This is a genomic window from Pseudomonas sp. PLMAX (genome assembly GCF_046042685.1).
In the GTDB taxonomy this organism is placed as follows: domain Bacteria; phylum Pseudomonadota; class Gammaproteobacteria; order Pseudomonadales; family Pseudomonadaceae; genus Aquipseudomonas; species Aquipseudomonas putida_AE.
In genome coordinates this window covers 105,953-118,908 of the sequence record NZ_CP064949.1, presented here as the reverse complement: position 1 = coordinate 118,908, position 12,956 = coordinate 105,953, and the positions used below count along the sequence as shown (strand labels likewise).

The 12,956-nt window shown below is 55.6% G+C and carries 8 protein-coding genes and 1 pseudogene; 6 read left to right on the top strand and 3 right to left on the bottom strand.

The features are described 5' to 3' along the window. Positions 1 to 19 precede the first annotated feature (19 nt). Together DKB71_RS00530 and nhaA are read right to left on the bottom strand one after the other, a co-directional pair. Positions 20 to 1,474: a TrkH family potassium uptake protein gene (locus tag DKB71_RS00530; protein WP_408599352.1), complete on the bottom strand. Its 1,455-nt coding sequence runs from the start codon at positions 1,472 to 1,474 to the stop codon at positions 20 to 22. 163 nt (positions 1,475 to 1,637) lie between these two features. After that, entirely contained in the window at positions 1,638 to 2,834 is a 1,197-nt protein-coding gene (nhaA, locus tag DKB71_RS00525; protein ID WP_408599351.1) for a Na+/H+ antiporter NhaA, read from the bottom strand. Positions 2,835 to 3,029: 195 nt separating this feature from the next. Here nhaA and DKB71_RS00520 point away from each other — a divergent pair. The 3 genes from DKB71_RS00520 (at position 3,030) to DKB71_RS00510 (ending at position 8,214) form a co-directional block, all read left to right on the top strand. Further along, positions 3,030 to 4,249 (top strand): IS3 family transposase gene (locus tag DKB71_RS00520; protein ID WP_408596099.1). Its coding sequence is split into 2 segments (ribosomal slippage): positions 3,030 to 3,375 and positions 3,375 to 4,249, totalling 1,221 coding nucleotides; the frame shifts between segments, so codons are not numbered across the junction. 771 nt (positions 4,250 to 5,020) lie between these two features. Next, a complete protein-coding gene (locus DKB71_RS00515; RefSeq protein WP_408601182.1) occupies positions 5,021 to 7,699 on the top strand; it encodes a cation-transporting P-type ATPase in 2,679 nt (892 codons plus the stop codon). 80 nt (positions 7,700 to 7,779) lie between these two features. Further along, on the top strand, positions 7,780 to 8,214 hold the full coding sequence (locus DKB71_RS00510) for a universal stress protein (RefSeq protein ID WP_408599350.1): 435 nt from the start codon (positions 7,780 to 7,782) through the stop codon (positions 8,212 to 8,214). Between the two features lie 422 nt (positions 8,215 to 8,636). Here DKB71_RS00510 and DKB71_RS00505 read toward each other — a convergent pair. Further along, positions 8,637 to 8,781 (bottom strand): annotated as a pseudogene (locus DKB71_RS00505) (inorganic diphosphatase); the annotation flags it as partial. A 321-nt stretch (positions 8,782 to 9,102) separates the two neighbouring features. Between DKB71_RS00505 and DKB71_RS00500 the strand changes: the two are divergent. The 3 genes from DKB71_RS00500 (at position 9,103) to DKB71_RS00490 (ending at position 12,853) form a co-directional block, all read left to right on the top strand. Beyond that, positions 9,103 to 10,005 (top strand): LysR family transcriptional regulator, encoded by a 903-nt coding sequence (locus DKB71_RS00500; protein ID WP_408599349.1) that lies wholly within the window; start codon positions 9,103 to 9,105, stop codon positions 10,003 to 10,005. Positions 10,006 to 10,133: 128 nt separating this feature from the next. Beyond that, the gene (locus tag DKB71_RS00495; protein ID WP_408599348.1) at positions 10,134 to 10,760 is read left to right on the top strand and encodes a glutathione S-transferase family protein; all 627 of its coding nucleotides are present in this window, start codon (positions 10,134 to 10,136) and stop codon (positions 10,758 to 10,760) included. A gap of 62 nt (positions 10,761 to 10,822) precedes the next feature. Then, entirely contained in the window at positions 10,823 to 12,853 is a 2,031-nt protein-coding gene (locus tag DKB71_RS00490; RefSeq protein ID WP_408599347.1) for a pyridoxamine 5'-phosphate oxidase family protein, read from the top strand. The last annotated feature ends 103 nt before the right edge of the window (positions 12,854 to 12,956 follow it).

Here is a 12,956-nt window from a genome sequence, read left to right as displayed (position 1 = left end):
CAAACTCACAATAGGTAGGCTAATACCTCCAAAAGACCGGCGTAATAATTACCAGTACGGTGAGGATTTCCAACCGCCCCAGTAACATGCCAATGGTCAGTAACCATTTTGCTGCATCAGGTAGTGATGAGAAGTTACCGGCAGGCCCAATGATCGTGCCAAGGCCTGGTCCAACGTTGCATACTGCAGTAGCGGCGCCACTTAAAGCAGTCGTCCAGTCCAGCCCGATCAGAGCCAGCCCTAAGGCGATTATGGCAATGGTGATGGTGAAGAAAAACGAGAAGGTTAAAAGTGAGCGCAGGATCTCCTCGTCAATCGGATGACCGTTGTACTTCTTCTGAATCACGGCTCGAGGATGGATCAACTGCTTCAAACTACTCACGAGTAGGGCGGCAGCAACTTGGAAGCGGAAGATTTTCAGTCCGCCAGCTGTGGAGCCTGAGCATCCGCCGACAAACGTCAGATAGAAGAACAACAGAACGGCAAAACTACCCCATAGTGTGTAATCACCAACTGCAACTCCCGTGGTCGTGACGACCGAGGTCACGTTGACCGCCACAATACGAAATGCATCCCACCAAACGTAGTCGCTGTGAAAGCATAGCCATGTACCCACAGCCAGCCAGGTGACAATCAAGAATCCAAGAAATCCGCGTACCTGGTGATCCTTCAGCAGCGCACGCCGATGGCCGCGCAATGTTGCGACGTACAAGGTAAAGGGCAGGCTACCCAGTATCATGATGACCACCGCTACCCAGTGAATCGCTGGCTGCGTCCAATGCCCAAGCGAGGCGTCCGAAGTGGAGAATCCGCCAGTAGAGATCAACGACATTGCGTGGTTGACCGCTTCAAACGGCGTCATCCCTGCGATCCAGAGTGCCAGAGCCCCGGTGCCAGTAAGTCCCAGATAGAGAAAGAGGATGTACTTGGCTGCCACATGAGAACGCGGCGTCACTTTCTCCGACCAGTCTGAGGACTCTGTCTGGAAAAGACGCATGCCACCCACTCGCAACAGTGGAAGGATCGCCACAGCCATGCCGATGAAGCCGATACCACCGAGCCAGTGCAGCATGGAGCGCCAGATCAACAATCCAGGTGAAGCGGTATCCAAACCACTCAGGACAGTTGAGCCCGTGGTTGTGATGCCGGACATTGTTTCGAAGAAAGCGTCGGTGTAACTGATGTGACTGATGAACACCATTGGCAACGCCGCGAAGGTACACACCACCACCCAACTGCCAGTCGTCAACAGGTACATATCCCTCGGACGGAGCTGGCCAGTATCAGGGCGTCCACGCACGATCAAAAGAAGGCCGCTGATGAAGGTAATCAAACTCGACCAGAGAAAGGCCGACAGATCGTCGCTACGCTCAAAGGCCACCAGTGTGATCATTGGAATAGCCATGCTTACGGCCAGCGTAATCAGAAAAATACCTAAGATGAAACCGATAAGCCGCATTGCCGCGAGGGACATAAAAGTAGCCTGCCAAATCAACGCCGTGCAGTATCAGATACGCACCCTCATCTCCCCTGTAATTTTTGCGTAAAATTTCGACGGGAACCTTGTTCACTGACGCGGGTTACTAAACCACAGTATTTCTTTGCCTCGAGAAATACTGCGGTCATCTCAGGCGAGGTTACTTGGCTACGGCAGCACTCGCTTGGGCGCTGAAGCGGCGCAGAACGGTGACGCCACCAATCGCAGCCAGAATCGAACCGATCAATACCCCGACTTTGACTTCATCGACCAAATGAGGCGATCCAGGGAACGCCAGATTGCCAATGAACAAGCTCATGGTGAAGCCAATACCACACAACAGCGCTACGCCATAAAGTTGTATCCAGCTACTCCCTTCCGGCAGTTTGGCCAGGCCAAAACGAATAGCCAGCGCAGCCAACAGAAAAATACCGACCTGTTTGCCTACCAACAGACCCAGCGCGACACCCAGCGGAACGGGGTCGACCAGGTTTTCCATGGAAATACCGGCCAATGAAACACCTGCGTTGGCGAAGCCAAATATAGGCACTACAGCAAATGCTACCCATGAGTGCAGCTTCTCTTCGAGGAACATCAATGGGGAACGTGCTTCTTCTTCCGGCTTGCCCATGGGAATGCACATTGCCAGTGCGACGCCCGCTAAGGTGGCATGCACACCCGATTGCAGCACGAAGAACCACAGTACGCCCCCAACCAGGAGATACGGGAGCAGCCGTCTTACGCCCAATCGATTCATTGCGATAAGAATGACCAGAGTCGCGAGTGATGCCAGCAACATCGGCATGGAAAGGCCCGATGTATAGAAAAAGGCAATGATCACGACCGCGCCGAGATCGTCAATTATCGCTAAGGCGGCGAGGAATACCTTCAGTGAAATCGGGACTCGCTTGCCCAGCAGCGATAAGACACCCAAGGCAAATGCGATGTCGGTAGCAGCAGGTATCGCCCACCCACCTAAGGTCTCAGGATGGCCCCAGTTGATTGCGATGTAGATCAGCGCAGGGACAATCATGCCGCCTAAGGCACCAAATCCCGGTAAAGCGCGCTGGCCCCAGGTGGAAAGCCCGCCCACCAGCACTTCCCTTTTGATCTCGAGGCCGACCATCAGGAAGAAGATCGCCATCAGCCCGTCATTCACCCAGTGCGCAACAGACATGCCCAACCAAGCCGTGTGCAGGGCAGCAAAATAACCCTGGGATAGAGGGGAGTTAGCAACAATCAGAGCTGCCAGCGCTGCGCCCATCAGCACAAGACCTCCCGCAGATTCCGACGATAGGAAGCGGGCCAGAATTGCGGCAGCTCTAGGGGTTTCGGCGGTAGCTTGCTGCTTGGTCATCAGCGTCCTTGGGTCACTTAAAAGGTAATATATTAACAGCTGGCCTAAATAAACATGGCTGCATTAACCAGCCTGAAAACATTCCACTCTAGGCGCTCTGGATTGGGGGCTAACAGAGATGCGCGTGAACGAGCCCCATGAAAGACAGGACACCGTTTCCCCCTTACGATAAGGGATAGGCAAACGGTTATGTTTATGACTAACAGCAACGATAAGAGTGGGGAGCTTTTGGGCCAGGAGCGGCGGCGCCGCTGGAGCCCGGAGCAGAAGCTGGCGATGGTTCGCGAGAGCCTTGAGCCAGGACAAAGTGTGTCGGTCGTCGCTCGGCGCAACGGCATCAATGCCAACCAGTTGTTCCTGTGGCGCAAGCTCTATCAGGACGGCAGCCTGTCGGCGGTCAGTGCTGGTGAAGCCGTGGTGCCGGCCTCTGAGCTGAGCGATGCACTCAAGCAGATCCGTGAACTGCAACGGATGCTGGGCAAGAAGACGATGGAAGCAGAAATCCTCAAAGAGGCCGTGGAGATCGCCCGGTCGCGAAAATGGATTGCGCACTCACCCTTGTTGCCGGGGGACGACCAGTGAAGCTGGTCAGCGAATGTCTCGGTGTGGCGCGCTCGCAATTAACGGTTCGAATCAAGCAATCGGTATCGCCCAAGACACGGCGAAGCAGGCCTGTGAACGATGTAGAGCTGGTCGCTGAAATCCAGCAAGAGGTCAGCGAACTGCCCAGCTATGGATACCGTCGCGTCTGGGGACTGCTGCGTCGCGCACGTGAAAAGCGGTCGCTGCCCGCGATCAACGTGAAACGGGTTTACCGGGTCATGCGTGATCACAATCTGCTGCTTGAACGCCGGATCAAACAGCCCGGCGTGCCGCGTCGGCACGAAGGCCGTATTGCGGTGGAAACCAGCGATACGCGTTGGTGCTCGGACGGCTTTGAGTTCCGTTGTGAGGACGGCGCCAAACTGAGCGTGACCTTCGCCCTCGATTGCTGTGATCGCGAAGCCATCGGCTGGGTTGCGAGCCCGACCGGGTACAGCGGCGATGATATTCGCGACCTGATGTTGGAAAGCGTGGAGAAGCGTTTTGGTGATCGACTGCCCGCCACGCCAGTTCAATGGCTAAGCGACAACGGCTCGGCGTACACCGCTGAACAGACACGCCTGTTTGCTCGACAGATCGGCTTGCAGCCATTGACCACACCGGTGCGCAGCCCGCAGAGCAACGGCATGGCCGAGAGCTTCGTGAAGACGATCAAGCGGGATTATGTGGCGCACATGCCCAAGCCAGATCGAGAAACGGCGCTACGTAACCTGGCAATTGCCTTTGAGCATTACAACGAGCAGCATCCGCACAGCGCTTTGAACTATCGCTCACCGAGGGAGTTCAGGCGCTTGGCAGCTGCATCAATTTAACGGGGAGTTGGTGTCCGGTTTTGTAGGGGCAAGTCCAGCGCGAGCAACGATATCCATACGATCTACCTCCTTCAAGGCAAAGGAGCTGGAGCCGATACGTGATTGGACGTGCCGGAAGAAATGGTTGTCACTGCAGAGCAGCCACTGGAGATGGACTTCAGTTCGACAAACCACAATCGCGCAAGGTGGTCTTGTTACAGCTGCCGAGCTACGGTTTGGGTTGATTTCCCGGTTACCAGAAGCATCAGGGGTGCTGGACCAGACCTCGGTCGATAGCAGTAACAATCAAGCTGGGGAGTTCGTATCGTTAGACTCTTAATTTGAGTACAACCCATGTGCGGACTGTAAAGCAATTAAATATCAAAGCATTGCAGCTGCGCGCCATATATTTAATGGATGAGACAGACGCAGATTGCGGCATTCGACATTTATATATTGTCACTCCTACTCTGAGCAATATTAGGAGCCAGCACCATTAATGACAGTGAGAGCAGATTGCCAATTAAAACATTTTGTCACACTACCGACCGCTGAAAATCTGATTTGAGTCAATAATCATCAAGCTGTTGTTTGCATAGATCTTTTAGTTCGTATCAGCTGGATAATTGAAAGAATGTAAGAATATCCAACGATTTTTAAGCGTTCTGCTATACCACGCCTGCCCATGACCACCTCAGCCCCTTTCAGTTGAGCTGTGCGCACAGGAGATATTCATTGAAGAAGCCGGTGGTCGACGCAGCAACTGAGCAAACACCAGTTCCCACGCATTCCGTGACGTGGCATACGCTGCCTGCAGAGCAAGTGACGAACCTGCTTGAGGTGAATGAACATGTCGGGTTGGAGGCAACCGAAGTCCAAGCCAGGCTTGCCCGCACTGGTTGCAACAGGCTACCAGAAGCAGCACGTCGACCTGCGTGGCTCAGATTCTTGCTGCAATTTCACAACATTCTGATTTATGTGCTTCTAGGATCCGCTGCGATTACCGCGATGCTGCAACACCTGTGGGACACGGTGGTGATTCTGGCGGTGGTAATTGCAAACGCAATCATTGGCTACGTCCAGGAAGGCAAAGCGGAAAAAGCCATGGACGCTATCCGGCAGATGCTGGCACCGCACGCCGCAGTAGTTCGTGCAGGCGAACGCTTGAGTGTTGTAGGCGAGGAGCTAGTACCGGGCGATATCGTATTGCTGGAGGCCGGAGACAAAGTACCTGCTGATTTACGCCTGCTGCACGCGAACAGACTACAAATTCAAGAAGCAATTCTCACCGGTGAATCCCTACCAGTAGAAAAACATACCGAACCAGTGTTTCTTGAAGCCGCCCTGGGTGATCGTACATGCATGGCGTTCAGCGGCACCCTCGTGACTTGCGGGCAAGCAAAAGGGGTTGTAGTTGCGACCGCAGCAGCTGCTGAAATCGGACGCATCAGTACGCTGCTTGCAGGAGTAGAAACGCTGACGACCCCGCTGGTGCAGCAAATGAACGTATTTGCGCGATGGCTGACGATCTTGATCTTGTTAGTCGGCGGCCTTTTGCTTGTGTATGGCCATTATGTCGGCCACTACGCATTCACCGAGATCTTCATGGTCGTGGTGGGGATGTCGGTAGCGGCGATACCTGAAGGGCTGCCAGCCGTCCTTACTATAACGCTGGCTGTCGGGGTACGGGCGATGGCTCGCCGCAACGCCATCGTGCGTCGCCTGCCAGCCATCGAAACGCTAGGTTCGGTATCCGTCATCTGCACTGACAAGACCGGCACACTCACCCGCAACGAAATGATGGTGGCATCGGTCGTCACGAACGATCTTATCTTCAAAGTCGATGGCGCAGGTTATCAGCCTGCAGGAAGCATCAGTCTGGCAGATCAGCTAGTCGATATATCGACTTATCCTGCGTTGGCAGAACTGGGGCGAGCAGCTTGCCTGTGCAACGATGCTGTGCTGCGCCTGCATGATGACTTATGGAAGGTAGAGGGAGACCCGATGGAGGGTGCCTTGCTAGCATTTTCCGGAAAGACCGGAATTGATAGCGATGAAGATCATCGCGTCTGGCCCCGCACCGATGCCATTCCGTTTGACGCGAAACACCGCTTTATGGCGACGCTTCATCACAACCACGATCGCCATGCCTCCATCTATGTGAAAGGCGCGCCAGAGCAAATACTGGCCATGAGCACGCAGCAGTTCGTAAACGCTGGCGGGACTGAACCGCTCAATGCGGACTACTGGCACGCACAGGCAAACGCCATTGCTACCAAGGGGCAGCGTGTATTGGCGTTCGCAGTTAGATCAGTTCCGCCCGAGCACACTGTTTTGGAGTTTGAGGACGTGCAAGGAAGGTTAACCCTGCTGGGCATGGTCGGGCTGATTGACCCCCCTAGACTCGAGACGATAAAGGCAGTTCACCAATGCCAGGCGGCGGGTATTGTCGTAAAAATGATCACTGGCGATCATGGCGGCACCGCCGCCGCTATCGGTCGCCAGATTGGCCTGCAAAATCCCGACAAGGTGCTAACTGGCGTAGACCTGGACGCCATGAACGATGCCGCCCTCAAGGAGGCGGTAAAGGACGTCAATATCTTTGCGCGCACCAGCCCTGAACATAAGCTGAGGCTGGTAATGCTGCTGCAAGCGAACGGCATGACAGTGGCCATGACGGGTGATGGCGTTAACGACGCACCAGCGCTAAAGCGCGCCGATGCCGGTATCGCCATGGGCGGAAAAGGCAGCGAAGCTGCCAAGGAAGCAGCAGACCTGGTACTGGCAGATGACAACTTCGCGTCCATCGTGGCAGCGGTGCGCGAAGGCCGGACAGTCTACGACAACATCAAGAAAGTACTGAGCTGGACGCTGCCTACCAACGCGGGCGAGACCATGACCATCATCGTGGCCCTGCTACTCGGCCTTACACTGCCGGTGACGCCGATACAGATTCTGTGGATCAATCTGATTACTGCAGTGACACTTGGCATTGCACTGGCGTTCGAGCCTACCGAAGAAAACACTATGCGCAGACCGCCCCGTTCACGCAAAGAGCCACTCATTGGTGGCGCATTAGTCTGGCACATGGTGCTTGTCTCTATTCTGTTTCTCTGCGGCGTTTACGGCATTTTTTCGTATGCGCTCGACCGTGGCTACTCCGTGGAGTTGGCACGAACCATCGCGGTGAACACGCTAGTCGTGATGGAAATATTCCATTTGTTCTTCATTCGCAATCTCTACAGCACATCGATTACCTGGAAGGGCATTCGTGGCACCAAGGTCGTGTGGATGACCGTCGCAGTGGTTACAGTCGCTCAGTTCTCCATCACGTATGCACCACCGCTGCAAAGGGTGTTTGGCACTGAAGCGATCCCCTTCCTTGATGGTCTACTGATCATCGGGGTTGGCGTTGCGCTCTTTGCGATCATTGAGATTGAAAAACAGATTCGAATCCGTTTGTCCGAGTAGTCCTGGTTGCAAGCTAGTCAGATCCTAAACGCACGTAGCTCAACACGCATCTTCAAGCCAATGAAAAGAGGATTTAGAAAATGCATAAAATACTTGTTGCTGTCGATGGTTCCGAACATTCAGAGCGCGCGGTGCTTTACCTCATCGGACTGATCCAAGATGGTGGATTACTTGGCGGAAGTGTTGAGGTGTATTTGGTGAATGTGCAGCCACTTTTACCAACTCGAATCGCACATGACATGGGTGAGGATGAGCTTGATAGTTACTACGAAGACAAAAGTGCTGAAGAGTCACAACAGGCAGTCGCTCTACTTAAGCAAGAAGGCATTGCGTTCACATTCCATACGTTGCAAGGCGATGCTGCCAGCAGAATCGTGGAGTGCTCCCAATCTCTAGGATGTGACAGCATCATCCTGGGTTCACATGGTAACGGGTTTCTGGCGGGGATCTTTCTGGGCTCTGTCGCGGCTAAGGTGATTCAGCTCTCAGATATACCAATCACCTTAGTCAAATAAGAGATCGTGAATTGCTTAATAGCACCACGGCCCCATAACTGGATTATCAAAGAAAGGTGGTCTGGAAAGGCTTTGATTGAACATTGCCCGTAGCCGACCATGGAGCACTACTCCGAGCGGGGCTTTGTTGATATTTTTTGAATCATATTCTTTCTCGACAAAGACTCGATATCGATTAGCCTAGGATTGATACCCCAGAAGCCCATCGGTGAATCCAAAGGGATTGCTTAGGGCTTTGTGACCAGATTATCGCGTTGTCTGCGTTATGGGCGGGGTCGCGTCGGGCACCCGAAAGGGTGGCCGGTACTAGTTGCCGGTACTCCAACCTTCGCGGCTTTGCCCACCCTCCACTCGCCTTGGAGGCAGAGTGTAGTGGTCTAATGAGCTTGTTGCTTCATGGTGAATTAGTCAGGCCCGAAAGGCTATTTTGGGACATAAGCATCCACTGACTTACGAATCTCCTCCCTCGCTTCATCAGCTCTTCTTCACCCACTTCCTTTGCTCCAATGCCTTGTAATTTTCGAAGAAATGCTGGAGCTGTGCGAGTAGCAGCGCAGGAAGTTCTGAGCTCAAATATTGAAGCTGGTCAGCCAAGTGAAGCGAGGAGCCTTTGTCCATAGGATTTAGCGCTGCGTGGAAAAGCCCTTGCGAAAGATTTGACCATTTCCAATGGTAAATTACCTTGTGACAATCTTTATTGTTTGCAGTAGACCCTTTTTTTTGAAATTTGAAGTTTTGTGACAGACTTTGTTTCCAATGAGCGAGCGGTATAGTGCCGTGCAGGCCGCTAAATACACGGGGTACTGTGACAATCTTTATTGTTTCGTCACACCTTAAAAATCGCAGTCATCTGGTTGCGATTTTTTTATCTGAATTGAGGACTCGCCCATGGACCGCTTCCAGGAAATGCAGGTCTTCGCCGCCGTCGCCCAGGACCAGGGCTTCTCCGCAGCGGCCCGGCGTTTGGGCATGTCCGCCGCCAGTGTCACCCGGGCAGTGGCGGCGCTGGAGAAGCGTATCGGCACACAGCTGTTCACGCGCACTACGCGCACTGTGTATTTGACCGAGGCGGGTCAGCGTTATCTGGAGGACTGTCGGAGAATTCTCGCCGAGGTGCAGGAAGCTGAGGACTCGGCGGCGGGCAGTCACGCCCAGCCCCGTGGGCAACTGACGATCACGGCGCCGGTTTTGTTCGGTGAGTTGTTCGTCACTCCGCTGATGGTGAGTTTTCTCACGCAATTTCCTGACGTGACGATCAATGCGCTGCTGGTAGACCGGATAGTGAGTGTGGTGGAGGAGGGCGTCGATGTAGCCATCCGCATTGGTGAGTTGCCTGACAGCAACCAGCACGCGATTCGAGTGGGCGAAGTGCGGCGCGTGATCTGTGCATCGCCACAACTTCTAGCCACCTATGGTCGGCCAACACACCCGCAAGAGCTGGCTCAGGCGCCGATTATTGCGACTTCCGCCATTGGCCAGTTAAAACACTGGCCGTTCCTCGAGCGTGGTGAGCCATTGAGTGTCCGAGCAGAGCCGCGCCTGACAGTGACGGCGAATCAGGCGGCCATTAATGCCGCCGCGCTCGGGCTGGGCTTCACCCGGGTGCTGTCCTATCAGTCGGCGAGTAAAGTGGCGGCCGGGGAGCTTGAGATCGTTCTGGCGGAGTTCGAAATGCCGCCATTGCCCATTCATGTGCTCTACCAGGGCGGGCGCAAGGCCGCGGCGCGAGTTCGCAGTTTTGTCGACTTTACGGTGAAAACACTTCGAGAGCATCCGGCACTGCAGAAGTGATGGTTGTTTCACTGGGTGAAATAATGGATTGCATTTTCTGGTTATTCTGTTGTTTTGGTGGCTGATAGAAGATGACCGCCATCGGTGCTGATCTCTCCTGACAGCGCCACTGACCCGCGGAGTCGACCATGCAAGCTATCAAGCTCTACAACTTCCCACGTTCCGGCCACGCTCATCGTGTGGAACTGATGCTGTCGCTGCTGCAACTGCCGACTGAGCTGATCTTCGTCGACCTGGCCAAGGGCGAGCACAAAAAACCGGAGTACCTGGCGCTCAACGCCTTTGGACAGGTTCCGGTGCTGGACGATCAGGGTGTGGTGCTGGCGGACTCCAATGCCATTCTGGTGTACCTGGCGCAAAAATACGGTAATGGTCATTGGCTGCCAGCCGATCCGGTCGGTGCCGCCAAAGTGCAGCGCTGGTTGTCGGTCGCCGCCGGGCCCATTGCTTTTGGCCCCGCCCGGGCTCGACTGATCACGGTGTTTGGGGCGCCGTACAACCCCGATGAAGTGATTCCATACGCCCACAGCGTGCTCAAGGTGATCGATCACGAACTGGCCAACACGCCTTTCCTGACCGGCAGCGAGCCGACCATCGCCGACGTGGCTGCCTACAGCTACATCGCCCATGCACCGGAGGGCAATGTGTCGCTGGACGACTACGCCAACATCCGCGCCTGGCTGGCACGGGTCGAAGCCTTGCCCGGTTTTGTCGGCATGCCACGCACTGTCGCCGGCCTGCAAAAAACTGCCTGATATTTTTCGCCCGACCTTGTCGGGCCTTCACGCTGTGCCGATGGCGCAGGGGAGACGCCGCAATGGACCATTCACCTTGGCATGCTGGCGAAAAAGAGTTGCAGGCGCATATTGGCGTCAGCGAGCGAATGGACGTTCTCGGTCGCAGGGTGATTCGCGACCATATGCCGGATCAACATCGCAGCTTCTATCAGCAGCTTCCGTTCATGGTGTACGGCGCGGTCGATGCCCACGGTCATCCCTGGGCCAGCGTGCTTGAAGGTGAACCGGGCTTCGCCCATTCACCTGAACCGGGATTGTTGCAGTTCAGCAGCTTGCCGGCGGGCGATGATCCTGCGCAGTTGAGCGCGGGTGCGGCGATCGGTCTGCTGGGCATTGAGCTGCATACCCGCCGGCGCAATCGCATCAATGGGCATATCGGCGCGATGACCGCGAGCGGATTTGCCGTGACAGTGGATCAGTCCTATGGCAACTGCCCGCAATACATCCAACTGAGGCAGTATCAAACGGTGCCCCTGGAGGATCCGGCGACACGTCCTGCCCAGCGCCTCAATGAACTGGATGATGCGGCCAAGGCCATGATCGCCGAGGCGGACACCTTCTTTGTCGCCAGTTATGTGGATGTCGATGGCGTGCGTTCGGTGGATGTTTCCCACCGTGGCGGCCAGTCGGGTTTCGTTCAGGTGGAAGGCAATCGCCTGACCATCCCCGACTTCGCCGGTAACCTTTTTTTCAATACTTTGGGCAACCTGCTGGTCAATCCCAAGGCCGGTTTGTTGTTCATTGATTTTAATTCCGGTGAGCTGTTGCACCTCAGCGGGCGCACCGAAATCATTCTTGAAGGCCCACAGGTTGAAGCGTTTCAGGGTGCCGAACGTTTGTGGATGTTCCACGTGGAACAGGTTGTTCGTCGTCCCGCCGCCCTTACTTTGCGTTGGCGCTTTGACGGTGTTTCACCCACCAGCCTGCTGACGGGAACTTGGGTGCAAGCCGCAGCACGCCTGCAAGCCAAGGCTCTGGGTGATCAATGGCGACCGCTGCGGGTGGTGCGGATCGAGGCGGAAAGCCAGCACATCCGCTCGATCTACATGGAGCCAGCCGACGGCGCCGGATTGCCGTTGTTCCACGCCGGGCAGCATTTACCGTTGCGCTTCGACATCGATGGCGAAACGCATATCCGCACCTACAGCCTGTCGAGTGCACCTTCGGATGACTTTTTCCGTATCAGTGTGAAGCGTGACGGTCGGGTGTCTTCACACCTGCATGAACAGGTTCGCGTTGGCGATCTGTTGGAGGCCCGCGCACCCCAGGGACATTTCACCGTGGCGCCCCATGAACGTCGGCCGCTGGTGCTGTTGGCTGCCGGTGTGGGAATTACGCCGCTGCTGTCGATGTTGCGTGAGGTGGTCTACCAAGGCTTGCGCACCCGCCGTATCCGCCCGACCTGGTTCTTCCAGAGTTCGCGCACGCTGGCCGATCAACCGTTTCGTCCAGAGGTGAACCGCTTGCTCGAGGATGCCGGCGACGCGGTCAGGGTAGTGCGCCTGCTCAGTCAACCGGAGCCGGAGGCTCGGGAGGGCGAAGATTTCGATTTGACGGGACGTATCGATGTTCCACGGCTCTCGGAATTGCTTGAGGTCGAGGACTACGATCAGCTGGATTTTGTCCTCTGCGGCCCCGGCAGTTTTACCCAGGCGATGTATGACGCCCTGCGCGAACTGGATATTCGCGACGCCAGAATTCATGCCGAAACCTTCGGTCCTTCAACGTTACGCCGTCGGCCCGACCCTGACGCCGTAGTCATCGAACAACCGCCAGCGGCCACCACCTCGGTGCCAGTGGTGTTCCAGCGCTCGGCCAAGGAGGCTCGCTGGCAACCGGACAGTGGCAGTCTGCTGGAGCTGGCGGAAAGCCGCGGATTGCATCCGGAATTCAGTTGCCGTGGCGGCTCTTGCGGGACCTGCAAGACCCGGTTGATCAGTGGCCAGGTCAACTATCCACAGCCCCCAGCGGAGGTCCCGGATGAAGGTGAGGTGCTGATCTGTTGCGCAGTGCCGGCTCAGGGCACGCAGCCTTTGGTCCTGGACCTCTGAGGGATCATCACGGAAACCATTGCCTGCAGATCGATGGCTGAGTAGGGTAGGGGCAGAACGAAAAGGGCCGAGAAGGCCCTTTGTGCATTTCAGGGACAGGCGT